The 17,565-nt window shown below is 65.4% G+C and carries 16 protein-coding genes and 1 pseudogene; 13 read left to right on the top strand and 4 right to left on the bottom strand.

The features are described 5' to 3' along the window. Positions 1-2: 2 nt before the first annotated feature. From pcaG to pcaC, 4 genes are all read left to right on the top strand, one after another. Positions 3-560 (top strand): protocatechuate 3,4-dioxygenase subunit alpha, encoded by a 558-nt coding sequence (gene pcaG / locus XalbCFBP2523_RS13850; protein WP_045766465.1) that lies wholly within the window; start codon positions 3-5, stop codon positions 558-560. Positions 561-616: 56 nt separating this feature from the next. Then, a complete protein-coding gene (locus XalbCFBP2523_RS13845; RefSeq protein WP_045766464.1) occupies positions 617-1,969 on the top strand; it encodes a 3-carboxy-cis,cis-muconate cycloisomerase in 1,353 nt (450 codons plus the stop codon). 201 nt (positions 1,970-2,170) lie between these two features. Continuing rightward, positions 2,171-2,950 carry a 3-oxoadipate enol-lactonase gene (pcaD, locus tag XalbCFBP2523_RS13840; protein ID WP_045766463.1) on the top strand — a complete coding sequence of 260 codons (780 nt, stop codon included), beginning with the start codon at positions 2,171-2,173 and terminating at the stop codon, positions 2,948-2,950. 42 nt (positions 2,951-2,992) lie between these two features. Then, positions 2,993-3,385 (top strand): 4-carboxymuconolactone decarboxylase, encoded by a 393-nt coding sequence (gene pcaC / locus XalbCFBP2523_RS13835; protein WP_045766462.1) that lies wholly within the window; start codon positions 2,993-2,995, stop codon positions 3,383-3,385. A 139-nt stretch (positions 3,386-3,524) separates the two neighbouring features. Here pcaC and XalbCFBP2523_RS13830 read toward each other — a convergent pair. Next, positions 3,525-3,620 (bottom strand): annotated as a pseudogene (locus XalbCFBP2523_RS13830) (AAA family ATPase); the annotation flags it as partial. A 116-nt stretch (positions 3,621-3,736) separates the two neighbouring features. Between XalbCFBP2523_RS13830 and XalbCFBP2523_RS13825 the strand changes: the two are divergent. The 4 genes from XalbCFBP2523_RS13825 to XalbCFBP2523_RS13810 are packed head-to-tail and all read left to right on the top strand — an operon-like array spanning position 3,737 to position 9,409. After that, positions 3,737-5,983 (top strand): TonB-dependent receptor, encoded by a 2,247-nt coding sequence (locus XalbCFBP2523_RS13825; protein WP_230599174.1) that lies wholly within the window; start codon positions 3,737-3,739, stop codon positions 5,981-5,983. Then, positions 5,983-6,720, top strand: a complete 738-nt coding sequence (locus XalbCFBP2523_RS13820; protein WP_045766460.1) for an ABC transporter ATP-binding protein — start codon at positions 5,983-5,985, stop codon at positions 6,718-6,720. The genes XalbCFBP2523_RS13825 and XalbCFBP2523_RS13820 overlap by 1 nt, the downstream gene beginning before the upstream one ends. Next, positions 6,717-8,129: an ABC transporter permease gene (locus tag XalbCFBP2523_RS13815; protein ID WP_045766459.1), complete on the top strand. Its 1,413-nt coding sequence runs from the start codon at positions 6,717-6,719 to the stop codon at positions 8,127-8,129. The genes XalbCFBP2523_RS13820 and XalbCFBP2523_RS13815 overlap by 4 nt, the downstream gene beginning before the upstream one ends. Further along, on the top strand, positions 8,120-9,409 hold the full coding sequence (locus XalbCFBP2523_RS13810; RefSeq protein WP_230599171.1) for a DUF3526 domain-containing protein: 1,290 nt from the start codon (positions 8,120-8,122) through the stop codon (positions 9,407-9,409). The genes XalbCFBP2523_RS13815 and XalbCFBP2523_RS13810 overlap by 10 nt, the downstream gene beginning before the upstream one ends. Before the next feature lie 83 nt (positions 9,410-9,492). On the opposite strand, the gene XalbCFBP2523_RS13805 is transcribed toward XalbCFBP2523_RS13810, so the two are convergent. From XalbCFBP2523_RS13805 to XalbCFBP2523_RS13795, 3 genes are all read right to left on the bottom strand, one after another. Continuing rightward, positions 9,493-10,362 carry an IclR family transcriptional regulator domain-containing protein gene (locus XalbCFBP2523_RS13805; protein WP_080928161.1) on the bottom strand — a complete coding sequence of 290 codons (870 nt, stop codon included), beginning with the start codon at positions 10,360-10,362 and terminating at the stop codon, positions 9,493-9,495. Between the two features lie 484 nt (positions 10,363-10,846). Then, positions 10,847-11,884 carry an NADP-dependent oxidoreductase gene (locus XalbCFBP2523_RS13800; protein WP_045766456.1) on the bottom strand — a complete coding sequence of 346 codons (1,038 nt, stop codon included), beginning with the start codon at positions 11,882-11,884 and terminating at the stop codon, positions 10,847-10,849. Further along, positions 11,881-12,840, bottom strand: a complete 960-nt coding sequence (locus XalbCFBP2523_RS13795; RefSeq protein WP_045766455.1) for an aldo/keto reductase — start codon at positions 12,838-12,840, stop codon at positions 11,881-11,883. The genes XalbCFBP2523_RS13800 and XalbCFBP2523_RS13795 overlap by 4 nt, the downstream gene beginning before the upstream one ends. A 167-nt stretch (positions 12,841-13,007) precedes the next feature. Here XalbCFBP2523_RS13795 and XalbCFBP2523_RS13790 point away from each other — a divergent pair, with 167 nt between their 5' ends. The 5 genes from XalbCFBP2523_RS13790 to XalbCFBP2523_RS13765 all read left to right on the top strand — a co-directional run. Further along, positions 13,008-13,862 carry a class I SAM-dependent methyltransferase gene (locus XalbCFBP2523_RS13790; RefSeq protein ID WP_045766454.1) on the top strand — a complete coding sequence of 285 codons (855 nt, stop codon included), beginning with the start codon at positions 13,008-13,010 and terminating at the stop codon, positions 13,860-13,862. A gap of 87 nt (positions 13,863-13,949) precedes the next feature. Continuing rightward, on the top strand, positions 13,950-14,486 hold the full coding sequence (locus XalbCFBP2523_RS13785; protein WP_045766848.1) for a pseudouridine synthase: 537 nt from the start codon (positions 13,950-13,952) through the stop codon (positions 14,484-14,486). 31 nt (positions 14,487-14,517) lie between these two features. Continuing rightward, on the top strand, positions 14,518-14,802 hold the full coding sequence (locus XalbCFBP2523_RS13780) for a hypothetical protein (protein WP_012917486.1): 285 nt from the start codon (positions 14,518-14,520) through the stop codon (positions 14,800-14,802). A gap of 344 nt (positions 14,803-15,146) precedes the next feature. Then, the gene (locus XalbCFBP2523_RS16865) at positions 15,147-16,004 is read left to right on the top strand and encodes a hypothetical protein (protein WP_196297602.1); all 858 of its coding nucleotides are present in this window, start codon (positions 15,147-15,149) and stop codon (positions 16,002-16,004) included. After that, on the top strand, positions 16,001-17,565 hold a 1,565-nt coding region (locus tag XalbCFBP2523_RS13765; protein ID WP_430523483.1), incomplete at its 3' end, for a Tle-like phospholipase domain-containing protein. The genes XalbCFBP2523_RS16865 and XalbCFBP2523_RS13765, both read left to right, overlap by 4 nt.

Genomic DNA, 17,565 nt, shown 5'->3' with positions numbered 1-17,565 from the left:
CGATGAGTTTCCAGGCAACCCCCTCGCAGACGGTCGGCCCCTACTACCGGATCGGGCTGGAGCCGCTGTATTGCACCGAGATCGCGCCAGCACAGGCGCAGGGCACGCAGGTGGAGGTCGCCGGCAGCGTGTTCGATGGCCTTGGCGCGCCGGTCGGCGATGCGTTGCTGGAGATCTGGCAGGCCGATGCCGCTGGCATCTACGACCATGTCGCCGATCCGCGTCGTGGCGACCACGACCCTGCCTTTCACGGCTGGGGCCGGGTGCCGACCGACGTGCAGGGCCGTTTCGCTTTTCGCACGATCAAGCCCGGTCGCGTGCCCGGACCGAAGGGACCGCAGGCGCCCCATTTGGTCGTGCTGGTGTTCATGCGCGGGCTGTTGCGCGCCGCACCCACACGCCTGTACTTCGGCGACGACGATCTGGACGGCGACGCGATCCTGGCGCAGGTGCCGGTCGAGCGCCGTGCCACGCTCATCGCGCAACTGCGCGCGCCGGGGCGCTACCAATGGGACGTGCGGATGCAGGGCGAACGCGAAACGGTGTTTTTCTCCTACTGACTACGGCGCGCAGCGGTTACGCTGCCCGCCTCGCCATTGCCATTGCGCACGATCCGATGAGCGTTTCCGATTCGCTATTGCGTCCGTTGTTCGGCGACCCCGCCGTCGATGCGTTGTTCGACGACCGCGCCCGTCTGCAAGCCATGCTCGATGTCGAGGCGGCGCTGGCGCGTGCGCAGGCGCGTTGCGGGGTGATTCCGACAAGCGCCGTGGCGCCCATCGCCGCCGCGTGCGAGGCCGCGCACTACGACCTGGACAGCCTCGCCGCCGCCACCGCGCTGGCCGGCAATCCGGCCATCCCGTTGGTCAAGGCGCTCACCGCGCAAGTGGCCGCCACCGACGCCGAGGCCGCACGCTGGGTGCATTGGGGCGCGACCAGTCAGGACATCATCGACAGCGGCGCGGTTCTGCAACTGCGCGCCGCGCTGGACCGTGTGGAAGCGCAACTGGAGGCCTTGTGCACCGCGCTGGCAGCGCTAGCGCAACGCGAGCGCGACACCGGCCTACCCGGACGCACCTTGTTGCAACACGCCGTGCCGGTCACGTTCGGGCTGAAAGCGGCCGGTTGGCTGGACGCACTGCAACGCAGCCGTCGTCGCCTGCACGCATTGCGCGACGATGCGCTGGTGCTGCAATTCGGCGGCGCCGCCGGCACCCTGGCGGCGTTGCAGCAGTGTGGCTTGCAGGTGGCCGATGCTTTGGCCCAGGAGCTGCGTTTGCCGCTGCCCGCATTGCCGTGGCATGCGGCGCGCGATCGTGTCGGCGAGATTGGCGCGGCGTTCGCGCTGCTGGCCGGTAGCCTGGGCAAGATCGGTCGTGACGTTGCCTTGCTGATGCAGTCGGAAGTGGCCGAGGCGTTCGAACCCGCGGCAGCGGGCAAGGGCGGTTCCTCGGCGATGCCGCACAAGCGCAACCCGGTCGGCTGTGTGGTGGCGATTGCCGCTGCCACACGCGTGCCGGGTCTGCTGTCGACACTGTTCGCGGCGCTGCCGCAGGAACACGAGCGCGCCGTCGGCGGCTGGCATGCTGAGTGGGAGACCCTGCCGGAGATCGTGCGCTTGAGTGCCGGTAGCCTGGCCCAGATACGCGTGTTGATCGAAGGTCTGCAATTGGACCGCGCACGTATGGCTGCGCACTTGGATAGCCATGGCGGCCTGCTCTATGCCGAAGCGGTCGCGGTGAATCTGGCCGGGCAGTTGGGTAAGGCCGCCGCGCATGCCCTGGTGGAGAGGGCGGTCCACCGCGCGCTGGAGACGCAGCGGCATCTGCGCACGGTCTTGGCCGAGGACGCGCAGGTCGTCGCCGTGCTGTCGCCGACGCAACTGGACGCATTATTCGGCGACGACAGTTGGCGCGGCATGGCGGCGGTGTGGATCGAGCGCGTCCTCGCCGCGCAGGCGCCTGGCTGAACCGGGGGCGATGGCGCGATCTGGGCGGGAAGCCGACTGCAGCGCGCCGAGACGGGGATGCGACATTTGCCTGGGTGGCACACGCCTTGTCTCAACCCGCTCCAGGTGGCGGCGTACACATTCCAAAGTACATAGCACGCTCTAAAATGCAAGCATCGCCGTCTGCCTGCGGCGTCCCCTTTTTCTGCGAGCTTATCGTCCATGCCCATCCTCGAGTTGCCCGCGCATCGCCTGCATTACCGCATCGACGGCAGCGAAGGCCGTCCGTGGCTGACCCTATGCAATTCGCTCGGCACCGACCTGCACATGTGGGATGCGCAGATCGCGGCGCTGGCACCGCATTTTCGCGTGCTGCGCTACGACCGCCGTGGCCATGGCACTTCGACGACGGCTCCGGGGCCGTATCGCCTGCAGGATCTCGGCGGCGACGTCTTGGCGCTATGGGACGCCCTGTCGATCGAGCGCAGCCATTTCTGCGGTCTGTCGATCGGCGGGCTGACCGGGCAATGGCTGGGCGTGCATGCCGGCCAACGCCTGCTCAGCCTAACGCTCTGCGCGACCGCAGCCAAGATCGGCAGTGCCGAGAGCTGGCAGGCACGCATCGAACAGGTGCGTGCCGAGGGTATGGCGTCGCTGCGCGAGGGTACGTGCGTGCGCTGGTTCACCCCCGCTTTCGTCGCGTCCCAGCCGGCGACGGTCCACGCCATTCTGGACACGTGCCAGGCCACCGACGTGGAGGCCTACATCGCCTGTTGCCACGCACTGGCCGAGGCCGACTTGCGCGACCAGCTGGGCGTCATCGAGGTGCCGGTGCTGGCGCTGGCCGGACACGACGATCCAGTGTGCCCGCCTGCTGAATTGCAGGCGATTGCCGCGCAGGTCGCCAACGGTAGTTTCACTGAAGTACACGGTCGACACCTGTGCAATGTGGAATCTCCGCATGCCTTCAACGACGCGTTGCTGCGCTTTCTGTTGCAGTAGCCGCGCGGCGTGTGTGTTTTCCACTGTCGAGGAGCTATACCGATGGACGAGAACGAGCGCTATGAGGCCGGCTTGCGGGTGCGCCGCGCCGTCCTCGGCGATGCACACGTGGACCGCGCGCTAGCCGCACGCACGCCGTTTACCGAGGAATTCCAGGATTTCATCACCCGTACCGCGTGGGGCACGGTGTGGACCCGCGAGGGATTGCCGCGGCACACCCGCTCGCTGTTGACCCTGGCGATGATGGTGGCGTGTGGCCACGACGAGGAATTCAAATTACATGTGCGCGCGGCGCGCAACAACGGTGTCAGTGCCGACGAAATCAAAGAGGTGCTGTTGCAGGCGGCGATCTACTGCGGTGTGCCCGCCGCCAATCATGCGTTCGCCCTGGCCGCGCCGATCCTGGCCGAACAGGCGGCCGAAGGCACGGAGTGACCCACGCCCGCGGGCGTGTTGCCATCCGCGTTGTGCTGGCTGTCAACGCCGATTTAAATCTGACCCACCAGGGTCTTTTTCATCGCGCTGCTCGGCTGCGCAGGGCAAAGCCCTTAGCCGCCCAGCAGCACTACGCCGGTCATGCCGCCGCCGTCGCCCTCTTTGCCGTCTGTCCGGCCTTGCGTTTGTCCTTCAATCGGTAGTTCTCCCCGCTGATCTGCACGATGTGGGCGTGGCGACTCTAAGTTGCTGATCAGCGATCAAGGTGGGTCAGTTTGAGGTTGTTGTTGAGGTTGCCAGAAATCTTTATAATTTAAGGGATTTTGGGGCGCATATATTTCCGATTTACTCTTGGTCTGGCTTGCAGTAGCAATTGCCGTCAGTTTGATCACTATTGCGCGGCCATTTATAAAAATGGCCGCAGGAAAAATTATTTATATTTCCATGAAAAACAGTTTCCTCGCCAACAGCCCATCGCCGCAGCCGTTGTCCCGCCCCCTGCTCGCCGTCGCCGTGTTGACGGCGACGATGGGCACTGCCCTTACCGCCCACGCCCAGAGCGCGGAGGCCACCGCGCCATCGGCCATCACCACCACGGCGGCCGGCACGCTGCCCTCGGTGCGGGTGCTCGACGGTTCCGACAGCGACTCCCGCCAAGTCGGCGACCGGTCAGACATCACCCTCAACCCGCAGGCCCTGCCCACCACCGTGCAGCACGTCGGTCAGGAAGACATCGCCAACACCAATGTCGGTCGCGACGTTTCGAATATATTTCGCCGGGTGCCGGGTGTCCTGGCCAACAACATCGACCAGGGGGATACCGGCAACGGTTTCCGGATGCGCGGCTTCGCGACCCAGGGCACGCATGGAGCCGACACGGCCGTGTACGTGGATGGTGTTCCGCAGAATATCCCGTCGATCCAGAGCATCGCTAGCCACGGTGCGGTGTTTCTCGAATGGCTGACACCCGAGTTGATCGGCGGCATCGACGTCATCAAGGGCCCCGTCTCGGCACTCTATGGCGACCAGAACCGGGCCGGCGCGGTCGACATCCGTACCCGCGACGGCGGCGACGCGACCCCGTCGAGTGTGAGCGTCAGCGCCGAGCGCTACGGGCTCAGGCGCACGACTCTGGTGCTGTCCAATAAGCTCTCGGAAGTCGACTCCCTGCTGGTGGCCGACCGGTATCGCAACGATGGCTACCGCTATGCGTCCAATACCGATCGGGACAGCCTCTCCTGGAAGCTGTCCACGCAACAAGCCAGCGGAAAATACAGCCTGCGCCTGACACGCTATGTGTCGGATTTCCAGGCCGCTGGCTACCTGGCGCTCTCCGACCTGCAGAAAGGCCTGGACCCGCGCTCGACCCAATTCAACAACCCGGGTTTCGGGGTTGCGCGGCGCACCAGCGTGGTCGTGAATCGGGCGCCGACGACCGGGGAAGAGGGCTGGTACGCGACCGCCTACGGCGAGAGCCTCTACCGCCAGCGCGCCGTCGCGACGAGTGCGACCCGACATCTCCTGGGCGAGGACGACCGCGACATGTATGGTGCCCGCGTCTACCACAACACCGTCTTCGGCGACGCCAGCTTGGTGATGGGAACGGAACTGCGCAAAGACTCTGGAAGCGCCTTCCGCCGCATCTACGTGAACCGGCTGCCTTCCGCGAACTACCCGAACGACGTCGACCTCGATTTGGTCACCTACGGCTTTTTCGCGCAGGGGCAGTGGAGGGTGGCACGGGACCTCAAACTGAGCGCTGGCGCCCGGTACGACCGCTTCGACTACGACATCGCCAACCTGAAACTTCCAGCGGCCAGCACGGGGTACCGGAAAGGCGTCTTCACGCCCAAGCTGGGTGCTTCTTGGACGGCGCTGCCGCAGCTGGAGCTCTTCGCCAACGTCGCCGAGGGGATGCGGTCGCCGGCCACCGAGCAAATCAGCAGCAGCGGCGCGCCCGGACCGCTCGGGGCGCCCGGCGGCGTCATCAGCCTGGTCAAGCCGAGCAAGGTGCGTTCCTACGACATGGGATTCACCGCGAATCCCGCGACGGACGTGATGGTTTCGGGAGCGGCCTATTACATTCTGAACAGCGACGAGATCGTCTCGCAGGCCGACGGCTCGTTCAAGTCAGTCGGCGATACCACGCGTAAGGGCGTGGAAATCGAGACGCGCTGGAAGCTCGGCACCGCATCGAGCGTGTATGCGAGCGTCGGCCGCATCCTGGAGGCCAAGGTCAACAACCCGGCCGCCAATACCGGCGCGAAGCTCTCCGTTCCCGGCGTGCAGCTCAAGGCGGGTGCGCAGCACAAGTTCGGCCTCGGCGCGGGCCAGATGACGCTCAATGCCGACGCGTCCCTGATCGACGACATCCCCTACTACGTCGGGACACCCACGACGCAGGAACGAACCATGCCGCTTTACACACGGTACGACGTACGGTCGACCTACGACTATGGTTCCGCCCAGTGCTCGTTGTACGCGACGTTCCAACCCCAACGTTACGGATCGGAAATCGCCTACGGTACGGCGGCAGGGCTGTTGGTTTCGCCGGTTCCGAAAACCACGGTCGGTGCCACGCTGCGTTATTTCTTCTGATGGGCGACGACGCGACGCTTCAGGCACGCAAGCTCACGGTTCGCCGGGGCGGCAAAGACACGCTCGTCGCGTTGGACTTGCGCATTCCCGCAGGCCGCGTGTATGCGCTCCTCGGCGGTAACGGTGCAGGCAAGACCACGACGCTGAACGCCTTTCTGGGCTTTGTTCCGGCATCGCAGGGCTGCGCTCTGGTGGACGGGATCGATGCGTCGCGGCAACCCGAAGCGGCGCGTGCGCGCCTGGCGTACTTGCCCGAAAACGTCGCGTTGTATCCCTATCTGTCGGGCGTGGAGAACCTGCGGTATTTCTGCGCCCTGTCGGAAGTCGCGCTGACCAAGCCACAGGCCAGGGCCCTGCTCGACGGCACCGGTCTGGCCGGCGACGCGCACGACCGCCGGGTGGCGGTTTACTCCAAGGGCATGCGGCAAAAGGTCGGCCTGGCCATCGCCCGGGCTCGCAAGGCCACGGCGATGCTCCTCGACGAGCCGACCTCGGGCCTCGATCCGTCGGCATCTAACGAATTCGCACAAGGCATCCTTGCGGCCAAGGCGGGGGGCATGGCCATTCTGATGGCGACGCACGATCTCTTCAACGCACTCCAGGTCGCCGACCAGATCGGCATCCTGTGCGAGGGTCGGTTGGTCGCAGAGTTCGAAACCGCGGATGTCGCCCACGCCGAACTCGAGCGCATCTACCTCGCGCATGCGCGGGGCACGCCGGAGGCGATGGCGCGATGATGGCCTCGATCGCGCGCAAGGAAACCCGTGCACTGCTCCGGGACGGCAGGCTGTGGGGCCTGGGCCTGACGTTGGCGCTGCTCTTCATCGCGATGCTGTTCACGGCAGCCGATCGGCGCGATAAGGCCGAACAGGAACGCAGCGCGGTAGAACATGCGGTCCGCGACCAGTGGGACCACCAGGGTGAGAAGAATCCGCACCGCGCAGCTCATTTCGGCCTCTATGCATTCAAGCCCAGGACCGCACTTTCCAGCGTAGAACCGGGCGTGGATGCACAGACAGGCCAGGCCCTCTGGCTGGAGCCTCACAAACGCAACATGGCGATGTTCATGCCCGCGGCCGATGCAGCGCCCGCGCTGGGACTGGGGGCCTTCACGCCCGCATTCGTTCTGCTCGCGCTGGTCCCGCTGCTCATCGCGGTGTTGGGGCACAGCACCGTGACGCAGGAGCGCGAACTCGGCACGCTGCGCATGTTGCATGCCTGTGGCGTGCGCGCGACTCCGTTGCTCCTGGGCAAGTGGCTGGGGTTGTGTGCCGGGTTGGCCCTGGTGCTCGCCCCGGCCCTGGTCGTGAGCGCCTGGGGCATGGTGGCGGAGCCGCGTGGCATGCCGGCGGCGGCGGTGCTGGGCGCAGCCCTCTTGCTCTATTACGCGACCTGGGCCGCGGGCACCGTGCTCGTCTCGGCTTTCTGCACCAGCTCGCGCGCGGCGCTGCTGGTCATGATCGCGTTCTGGGTCGCGGCTGTCTTCATCGTTCCCCGGTTGGCGGCATCGTGGGTGGAGCGCATCGACCCCCTCCCGACGGGCGAACAGTTCTGGTCGGGCATCCACGACGGTATCGAGAACGGTCTGCCCGGAGACGGCGCAGCCGCAGCACGGCTCGGGGCTTTCGATGCGCACCTGCTGGCCGAATATCGGGTGGCCCGCCTCGAAGACCTACCGTTCGGCGCGAACGCCAAACGGCGCCTGTTCCGGGATGCGTATTCGACCAAGGTACACGCGCTGCGGTTCAAGGAACTCGAAGATGCGCAGTTGGCACAGCAAGGCCTTCTGCGGTGGTGCACGGTCTTGAGCCCCTACGCCGCGATGCGGTCCGTGGCCAGCGCGCTGGCCGGCGCCGACCTGGCGCACCGCCAGCATTTCGAGGAATCGGCCGAAGCGTACCGGCAGCAGTTCACTACGCGGATGGACGAATGGGACTTGGCCGCGACCCGCGGCGTCACCTCGCTCGAAGACAAATACGCCGGCGACCTGCAGTGGCAGGCGATCCCGCCCTGGCGGTACGCAGACCCCGGCCTGGGATTTTCGCTGCGTGCGGTCGTTGCCGACGGCGCCGTGCTGGTGGCATGGTTCGTGGCGGTCGTCGGCGTGCTGTGGCTGGGTTCGCGGAGACTCGACCCATGCAACTGATCCCGTCCCGGCACTACTGGCGCGCGGAAGGTTCGAAGCTGTGGCGACAGCCCCTGGCGTGGATCGCGCTGAGCGCTTTGTTCGCGGTTCTGCTGGCCTCGGCCGTCTCCGCAGGGCTCGACGCGCGTGCATGGCGCTCTGCAGCCGCGCTGGATGCAGCAGCGAGAGCCGCCGCGATCGACTCCGCAACGGCGCAGGTGCAAACCCCGCCAGGCCCCGCCGCCGCGATCGCCGCTTACGAGCTGGGCCGCGGCGACCTCGGTGTCACGCGTATGCCGGTCCAGGCAGGCCTGGGCTTGGGTGTGCAGCGGCTCTCGGTGCTGCCCACGCGTCTGAAGGCTTCGCTCGACAACCGGCTGGTCGAATTGCGGGACCCGGGACCTCTGCGCAATCCTCTTTTGAACGACACCGGCCTGCCCGGCGTACCGGCCATGGTCGCGCTGCTCCTGCCGCTGGTGGCGCTCGTGCTGTGCGGCGGCCTCCTGCAAGAAGAGCGGGAGCACGGTCGCCTCGGCCTGCTGCGTGTGCAGTCGACGCACGGCATGTGGCCCCTGGTGGCCGCAGCGCTGGGTTGGCGCTGCCTCTGCATCTGGGCCGTCACCGCGGTGGCTACGCTCCCGGCGCTGCTGCTGGATCCGGGTTCGAACGCGCCAGTGACGCTGGCCTGGATCGGCGCACTGGCCGTATTCACGTCGGTGTGGGTCGTGCTCGGTGGATGCCTGTCGTGGGCACCTGTCTCTGGCGCAAGCAGCATGCTGGCCGCGTTGGGTCTCTGGCTTGCCTTGACCTTCGCAGTGCCCGCTGCGCTGGCGCTGGCGGCAGAACGCGCCGCGCCGATGCCCTCCCGGCTGCTGTCCATCGTGCAGATCCGCACAGCCCAGCAGGAAAGCGAAGCGCACGAACAAGACCTGGCGAAAGCCTGGTACGCGGCACACCCCGGTGTGCAGGCACCGGCTACCGCCGTCTGGCCTGCGACCTTCGTTGCACGCGCGCTGGGCCAAGAAGCGGCACTCGGGCCGCTCGCGCGATCGTTCGATGCGCGCCGCGCCGAGCAGGCTGCTTTCGTCAACCGCTGGGCCTGGGTGTCGCCGGGCCTGGCCCTGGTGCTGTGGGGCGAATTTCTGGCCGGCACCGACGCGGCGAGCCAGCTCCGGTATCGGGACCAGGTAGACGCATTCGAGCAGCGGTGGCGGAAATTCTTCATGCCCGCCGTCATGGACCGGCGGGGCCTGTCGGCGGAGGACTTGAAAAAGCTGCCGGCGTTCGGGCCTGCGGATTGAGGGTGCAGCAGCCCAAGGCCGACTTTTTACTTCGGCGCTAACAGCTTGCATCCGCCTTCGTCGCCGCAATATCGGGTGAGGTGTCAATCCAGCAACAGGCGCAACTGCTGCGCCGCGTGTTTCAGCGCAGGCAATACTTTGTTTTGCAGGTGGCCTAGCGTCATCCGCGACACTGAAGTGCCGACGTTGAGCGCGGCGACCACGCGTTCCTGACGGTTGTTCACCGGCACCGCGACCGAGCGCAGGCCGATCTCCAGTTCCTGATCCACGATTGCATAGCCGTCGCGTTGCACGCGTTCGAGCAGTGTTTGGAACGGCACGCGCTCGGTGATGGTGCGCTCGGTGCGTGGACGCAGCGGGTTGCGCTCCAGATAACTGTGCAGGGTGTCAGGTGGTTGCGCGGCGAGCAGCACCCGTCCCATCGAGGTGCAATACGCCGGTAGCCGGCTCCCCGCACGCAGGCTGATCGACATGAGCCGCACCGTCTCCGCGCGTGCCACGTACAACAGATCGTCGCCATCGAGCACGCCCAACGAGCAGGACTCGTGCAACGTGTCGCGCAGTGCATCGAGCACTGGCTGTGCCGCCACCGACAGTGCCGCAGTGGACAGATAGCCGCTGCCGATCCCCAGCGCGCGTGGCAGCAGCACATAACCGCGACCATGCACGCCGACGTAGCCCAGCTTTTCCAGGGTGTACAACACCCGTCGCACCGCCGCGCGGGGGATGCCGGTGTCGGCGCTGAGCTGGGCCATGCTGACGTCGCGGCTGTGCTGACCGAACGCGCTGAGCACCGCCAGGCCACGCGCCAGCGAGGTCATGAAATTCGGATCGCCTTCGCAGGCGCCGATGCGGCGCATCAGCTCCGCGGGCAGACCGTGTTCCGGCGTCGTCGCTGACGGGCGGGTACGTGGGCTGCGGCGCACACGGGGTGGAGCTGGAGAATCGGACATGAAAAAGGCAACGACGGCGTTATCACCGATGGTAGTGTCTGGATTGGGTGGCCTCAAGATTCAACTGCAACGCATGATGCCGAAGGCGAGGATTTCTTCCTGACGTTCCTCGCCGAGCGTGTTTCCGTCGAACAAACGCCATGCCTTGTAAGTCCACCCGTCTACGATTTGACCTCTGCGTTGTACGCGGATGAAACGCGAGAACCCTGGTGCGTCGAATCGAAGTTGATCGATTCATCACTGGCGCGGGTATAGAGAAGATAACCCATCGCACCACAGGATCCGTGCAACGCAGAGCAACGCAATGAGCACAAGCACGTTAGCGGTTTCGATTTTCTTATTGCGGTTGGCATCCACGACAGCGACGCAGTAGTTTTGTTAGCTACTCTAAGCTGCGGACTGGATAAGCCGCATGATGGTGTCGCGGGATATCGCCACCGCATCGCGCATTGTGAGTCGTCTGGTGCTGTCGGTTGGATTGCGGCTACACGTTCAGCCGCACCACCAATTTGCCGAAGTTGCCGCCATCAAGCATGTCGATGAATGACTGTGGCGCGTTCTCAAGCCCATCCACCACCTGTTCGCGGTAGCGCACCCGGCCCTCGGCCAGCCATGCGCCCATCTCGCGCAGGAACTCCGGATAGAGCATGACGAAGTCGCCGACGATGAAGCCGCGCACAGTCAGGCGCTGGCGCAGTATCTGGTTCATCAGTGCTGGTAGCCGATCCGGGCCGGGCGGCGATGCGCCCTCGGCATTGTAGGTGGCGATGGTGCCGCACACCGGTATCCGTGCGAAGTCGTTCAACAGCGGCAGCACCGCGTCGAACACATGGCCGCCGACGTTCTCGAAGTACACGTCGATCCCGTCGGCGGCGGCGGTGCGTAACTGCGCGGCGAAATCCGCGGCGCGATGGTCCAGGACCGTGTCCATACCCAGTTCCTTGCGCAGGTAACGGCACTTTTCCGCGCCGCCGGCGATGGCGATCACGTTCGCGCCGCGCAGCTTGGCGATCTGCGCCACGCTAGCGCCAACCGGGCCGGTGGCGGCAGCGACCGCGACGGTTTCGCCGGGTTGTGGCCTGCCGATCTCGTGCAGGCCGGCATACGCGGTGAAGCCGGGCATGCCATAGACGCCGAGCGCGGTGCTGGGCGGGAGCGGCGACTGCGGATCGAGCTTGCGCCGCAGGCTGGCACCTTCGGCGACCAGGTGCGTCTGCCAGCCGCCGTTCTGCACCAGGACCAGATCGCCCGGGGCGAGCGCAGGCGCATGCGAGACGAGCACCTCGGCCACGGTGCTGCCGACCATCGTTTCGCCCAGTTGCACCGGCGGCGCATACGAAGGCGTCTGGCTCATGCGACCACGCATGTAGGGATCCAGCGATAGCCAGCGGTTGCGCAGCAGCACCTGGCCCGGACCGGGCGGCGCCAGGGGCACTTGTTCGAGGCGGAAATTTTCCGCGCTCGGCGCGCCCTGCGGGCGCGAGGCGAGCACGATGCGGGTGGTCCAGGGGGCCGTGCTCATGCGCTGTCTTCGCTGGCGGCGTTCAATTGCGCGATGTCCGCGGACGACAATTGCAAGCGCGCGGCGGCGAGCAGGTCTTGCAGTTGCGTCAGGCTGGTGGCGCTGGCGATCGGTGCGGTGATGCCGGGACGCGCGATCAACCAGGCCAATGCTACCTGGGTCGGGGTGGCGGCATGCTTGCCGGCGAGGTCGTCGAGCGCCGCCAGGATGCGCAGGCCACGTGCGTTGAGGTAGCGCGCGACCACGCTGGCGCCGCGCGCTTGGCTCTTGTCGGCGTCGCCGGCGTTGCGATATTTGCCGCTGAGAAAACCACTGGCCAGCGCGTAGTAGCACAGCACGCCCAGCCCGTGCTTGTGCACCAGCGGTTCCAGTGCGGCCTCGTAGCCGGCGCGATCGTACAGGTTGTACTCCGGTTGCAGCGTCTCGTAGCGCGGCAGGTGGTATTGCGCCGAGATCCGCAACGCTTCGGCCAGGCGTGCGGCGCTATAGTTGGATGCGCCGATCGCGCGCACTTTGCCTTGCTCGATCAACCGCCCGAACGCCGCCAGCGATGCTTCCAGCGGTATCGCATCGTCATCGGCGTGCGCCTGGTAGAGGTCGATGACGTCGGTTTGTAGACGTTGTAAGGAATCATCCACCGCTGCGGCGATGTTATCGGCGGATAAACCTGGACGCTCGGCCCATTTGCCGACCTTGGTCGCGATCAGTACCTTGTCGCGCTTGCCGCTGCGTTTAAGCCACTGGCCGATGATGCTTTCCGATTCGCCGCCGCGATTGCCCGGCACCCAGGCCGAGTAAATGTCGGCGGTGTCGATCAGGTTGAATCCGGCATCGACGAAGGCATCGAGCAGGGCGAACGAGGTCTTGGTGTCGGCGCTCCAGCCGAACACGTTGCCGCCGAACGCAAGCGGTGCTGCATGCAGGCCGGAACGGCCGAGTTCGCGTGTGTGCCACATGGCGAAATCCTCCAGTGTGGGGACGGCGACAGGCGTGTCGCGTGTGCTTTCGGAGATGCTGCAATGTTGGCAAGCATAACGTTCTGTCTGCGTGATCTGCGCACGTCGCCGTCGGCGGTGACGCGCATGCGTGCTAGGCTCCTGCCACCTTTGTGTGGACGCCTGCCATGACGCTTCGAACCTCGCTTGCCTGTGTCTGTACGCTGGCCGTTGCCAGCACATTGCTCGCGCCTATGGCGCAGGCGCTCAAGCCCGCTCACAGCACGGGCTTGCCCGCAGCGGATGCGGGGCTGCGGGCGGCCATCGATGGCCGCTGGCGCGACCCTGCCAACGTCGCGCGCGATGCCTATCGTCACCCGGGCCAGACCCTCGCCTTCTTCGGTATCAAGCCGACGCAGACAGTGATCGAGATCACTCCCGGCAGCGGCTGGTATGCGGAGATCCTGGCACCGTATCTGCGCGAACGCGGCCACTACATCGCCGCCGTGGTCGATCCGGCGGCGGTACCGGAAGGACGCCGCGATTATCAGCAGAAGGCCCGCAGCGGCCTGGAGCAAAAATTCGCCGCCGCGCCGGCGCAGTACGACCACGCCCGCATCGTGGCGTATTCCCCGAGCGCTCCGGTGTTCGGTCCGCCTGGATCGGCGGATCTGGTGCTGACGTTCCGCAACGTGCACAACTGGCGCACGGCCGGACAGGCCGAAGGTATGTTCAAGGGGTTCTACCAGGTGCTTAAACCCGGTGGCGTGCTCGGTGTGGTCGAACATCGCGCCAAGGCCGACGTGCCGGCCGACGACAAGAGCGGCTACGTGGGGCAGGCGCAGGTGATCGCGATGGCCGAGGCGGCGGGCTTTGCCCTGGTCGGCAAGAGCGAGATCAACGCCAATCCGCGCGACACCAAGGACTATCCGGGCGGCGTGTGGACGCTGCCGCCGAGCAACCAGCACGATGCGGCCGACAACGCCAAGTACCAGGCGATCGGAGAGAGCGACCGGATGACGTTGAAGTTCGTCAAGCGCTGATGCGGTCGTTGCGTATGGCGGTATGCGCGCGTGCGACATGTCCCGCACCGTGCCGTGCGGCGCGGGTGTAGCGCGGTCCCCACCGTCGTGCTGATTGCCTTCAACAAGCCGTTCAACGTGCTGTGCCAGTTCACCGACCGCAGCGCGTCGCCGCGGCGGACGCTGGCCGAATTCGGTCTGCCTGGTGGTGTGTATGCCGCCGGGCGGCTGGATTACGACAGCGAAGGCTTGTTGCTGTTGACCGACGACGGCGCGCTTGCGCATCGTCTCACCGACCCGCGCCACAAACAGCCCAAGACCTACTGGGTGCAGGTGGAGGGCGTGCCGCAGCCGGAGCAACTGCAACGTTTGGGCGATGGTGTGGCGTTGAATGATGGTCCCACCGCGCCGGCTCAGGTCAGCCGGTTGGATGCCGCACCGGCGTTGTGGCCGCGCGATCCGCCGGTGCGTTTCCGCAAGACCGTGCCCGATGCCTGGTTACAGATCGTGTTGCGCGAGGGCCGCAACCGCCAGGTGCGGCGGATGACCGCTGCGGTCGGCTTACCGACCCTGCGCCTGGTGCGCGTGGCGATGGGGACGCACCGGCTCGACGGCCTGGCGCCGGGGAGTTGGCGCGCGCTGTAGACGCTGCTGTGGATGCCTGACGCGATCGCGCATGGATCGTTCGCATCGCAGTGCGTCGTTGTGGGCAATGCGCTGCTGGCGATGCGGGCTGGGCGAGCACGGCAGCAAACAGTATTTCGGCAGCAAAAGCCCGGACAACGGCCTGGTCCCGCATCGCTTCAGCGAAACGTCGCAGCGCTACGTGGATCACCAGACCGCCTTCAAGCATTTCAGCCGCGAGTTGTTTCACGAACGTGGCGCACTGTCCCAGGCGCTGCGCCAGATTTGCGCGCACTCCGGTCTAGCCATCTGCCAGCGGACATCCAGCGGCAGGTGAGCGAATATGTGGCACTCAACGCGGGCCCGTCACTGCACAATGCAATGGAATATAACGCGTCGGTGCAGGATGCGCACACGTCCTGCACAACGACGGAAATTCCATACACGTGATTGGAATTTCCGTATAGTGTATGGGCGAACATGTGGCCTCGGTTGCGCACCAAGCCCGCGCCGCAGCTTTGTCGGTGAACCCTGTCGCGCCGCTGGTTGGGCGAGCGCCAGGCCATGAACACCCCGGCCATAGCCTCGTCGCCCCAGGCCGTTGCGGCATCGGCTGCGTGGCGTAAGATCGCAGGTGCAGGGGAGAGGCTTGGTCCAAATCAAAAGGAGAGGTCACGCGCGATGAGCCAGGACACCGACGATCAAGACGATCACAGCGACAATCCCTATCGCCCGCGCAAACTCAAGGTGCGCGATCCGCTGCACGATCTGCAGCTGCTGCGCGATATGGCGATCATCAATGCGCGGGTGCGCGCCGAGCTGGGGCCGCTGCCACCCGGCGGATTGCCGGTGGAGCCCAAGCGTAAACCTGCGCGGCCACCGTACCTGCCTGCCGCCGTATCCGCGACCCATCCCCCCGAGGACGACCCGATGAAACTGCAACACCTTGCCGCCACCGCCATCATGCCCCTGGCCCTGACCGCTGCGGGCTGCTCCAAAGGCATCGATGTCGGCAATGACGGCGCCACCGGTCACCTCAACCCGCACCCGGTCAGACGCTACGAAGTGATTGCCACCTCCCATGCGCCGGGGCCATGGGATACGATCAAGGCATATATCGGGTATGACGTCATCAATGAGAAATGCGTGCCGATGATGCCGTTCGTTGGTGTGCAGCAAGTGCCTGGTACCGGACTCGATGTTCCTATGACACAGGTGGACGATCACACGTGGAAGGGATATTTCTACCGCGACGCCTTATTGGATGAGGACTACTTCAAGCTTGGCGTGTGCCACTGGGATGCGACCGGTGCTGTCATTGTGGCGACTGCCAAGGGGGTAAGGTTCAATTGGGGGAACGGGCTTGAACCTCTATTACGTGATGGTGAGCGGCCCTTCTACTTCAAGAAGAGCGTGTATGGGGATACTTCTTTCGCTCCCTATGGCGCTCCAACGCTCACTGGAGAAGACGATGAGGTTGTTCAGCATCCAGATGCTCACTTCCAAGTCACCATTACTGTCAGGGAAGCCAAGCTATGAACACTGCCGATCAAGCACGTGCCGACGCTGCTGTTAATTCCTATAGAAACCGTTTGCAGAGTGAAGTTGATGGCACAAAACCCATAACTCTTGGCGGTCAGCACTACACCGTCTTTGGCTACGCGAACGATCCTATCAGTGGTTTCCACGCAACCGCGTATCAAAGTGTGGAAGTGCCGCGCCGCATCATCATCGCCTACCGTGGCACCGACCCAGGTCTATTTACTGGCGATACCACGGCGGAAAAAGCAGGCCATGCGCTCACCACCGTCCAGGACATCGCCGTCGATGCCACGATGGTGCGCGATGCCGTCAACCCGCAAAAAGCCGCCGCTGATGCGTTCACGGCGCAGATGCTCGCCAAGGCAGCCAAACAGGGCATTCCCAAAGAGCACGTGACCGTCGCCGGCCACTCCCTCGGCGGTGCACTGGCGCAGATTGAGGCGGCGGAATTCGGTCTGCGCGGCGCGACCTACAACGCTTACGGCGCGGTGAGCCTGAGCCACCACGTGCCGGAAGGTGGCACGGCGGTGACCAATTACGTCCTGGCAGGTGATCCGGTGAGTGCGGCCAGTCGGCATTACGGTACGGTGCTGACCCTGGCGACTCCAGAAAATGTGCAAGCGCTCAAAGACGCGCACTACCTCGACGTCAGCCACGGCGCATCGTCACCCAATCCGTTGCGGGCGATGCGCCTGGGCGATCACAGCGGCACACACTTCACTGGCCCGCAGAGCGTGCTGTCCCCGGAGAGGCTGGTGCAGTTCCAAGCCAACTACGCGCACAACAAGGCCGCCTTTGACCATTTTCGCCAGGACGTCCATCAGGACCGCGAGCTACTGAACATGGCCCTGAATCCTGTCGCGACTGCCGCCATGGCGGCGAAGGTGGAAGCACTGGCGGTGCAGGTGCGTGCCGAACATGCCTACGATGCCGATCGTCAAACCGTGGAGCGCGGCATCCATGCGGTCGAACACACCGCCGGGCAAGCCTACGACACGCTCACCCATCCTGAGCAGTGGTTCCAGCACAGCGGGCCGACAGCGTCCATGCCTCCAACATCGACGAACGCGGACACGTCCTCCTCTTCATCTGCCTCTTCATCTTCATCCTCATCCGCTGCCGCGTCCATGCCGCCTCCGGCCATGGACAGGCACACGGCCCAGCAGGAAGAGCATGTCATCCAGCAGCGCCAGGAACACATACGGCAGGCGCAGCAGCAGGCGGCGCACCTGGCGCAAGCACACCGGCAGACACAACAGCCACCCGCTCACAGCAACCCGGCCCATGAAAAACCGGCCAGCGTGGATATGCATGAGCAGGCGCGGATCGCACAATTGCAGCAGCAGGAACAGCAAGCGCAGGCAGCGCGCGAACAGCAACACCAGCTAGCGCAGCACCACGCGCAGTTACACCGCCAAGCCATGGATGCGCAGCAACGCGAACACGAACAGCGCTACAGCCAAGACCCCCGGTCGCATCAACACGAACAGCGCCAAGCGGGCGAGGCGATGTTGTATACCCCGCCGACGCGCCCACCGCGTTCGGATGAGCATCTCCA

The sequence above is a fragment of the Xanthomonas albilineans genome (assembly GCF_002939705.1).
GTDB lineage: Bacteria > Pseudomonadota > Gammaproteobacteria > Xanthomonadales > Xanthomonadaceae > Xanthomonas_A > Xanthomonas_A albilineans.
The sequence above is the reverse complement of the archived record's forward strand: the minus strand, read 5'-3'. Positions and strand labels throughout refer to the sequence as shown.

Excerpts from the sequence above, each read along its gene's own strand:
- XalbCFBP2523_RS13845 (WP_045766464.1), top strand. The coding sequence starts at position 617 with ATGAGCGTTTCCGATTCGCTATTGCGTCCGTTGTTCGGCGACCCCGCC.
- pcaC (WP_045766462.1), top strand. The coding sequence starts at position 2,993 with ATGGACGAGAACGAGCGCTATGAGGCCGGCTTGCGGGTGCGCCGCGCC.
- XalbCFBP2523_RS16865 (WP_196297602.1), top strand. The coding sequence starts at position 15,147 with ATGAGCCAGGACACCGACGATCAAGACGATCACAGCGACAATCCCTAT.
- pcaD (WP_045766463.1), top strand. The coding sequence starts at position 2,171 with ATGCCCATCCTCGAGTTGCCCGCGCATCGCCTGCATTACCGCATCGAC.
- XalbCFBP2523_RS13815 (WP_045766459.1), top strand. The coding sequence starts at position 6,717 with ATGATGGCCTCGATCGCGCGCAAGGAAACCCGTGCACTGCTCCGGGAC.
- XalbCFBP2523_RS13805 (WP_080928161.1), bottom strand. The coding sequence starts at position 10,362 with ATGTCCGATTCTCCAGCTCCACCCCGTGTGCGCCGCAGCCCACGTACC.
- XalbCFBP2523_RS13810 (WP_230599171.1), top strand. The coding sequence starts at position 8,120 with ATGCAACTGATCCCGTCCCGGCACTACTGGCGCGCGGAAGGTTCGAAG.
- XalbCFBP2523_RS13820 (WP_045766460.1), top strand. The coding sequence starts at position 5,983 with ATGGGCGACGACGCGACGCTTCAGGCACGCAAGCTCACGGTTCGCCGG.
- XalbCFBP2523_RS13780 (WP_012917486.1), top strand. The coding sequence starts at position 14,518 with ATGGATCGTTCGCATCGCAGTGCGTCGTTGTGGGCAATGCGCTGCTGG.
- XalbCFBP2523_RS13795 (WP_045766455.1), bottom strand. The coding sequence starts at position 12,840 with ATGTGGCACACACGCGAACTCGGCCGTTCCGGCCTGCATGCAGCACCG.
- XalbCFBP2523_RS13790 (WP_045766454.1), top strand. The coding sequence starts at position 13,008 with ATGACGCTTCGAACCTCGCTTGCCTGTGTCTGTACGCTGGCCGTTGCC.
- pcaG (WP_045766465.1), top strand. The coding sequence starts at position 3 with ATGAGTTTCCAGGCAACCCCCTCGCAGACGGTCGGCCCCTACTACCGG.
- XalbCFBP2523_RS13800 (WP_045766456.1), bottom strand. The coding sequence starts at position 11,884 with ATGAGCACGGCCCCCTGGACCACCCGCATCGTGCTCGCCTCGCGCCCG.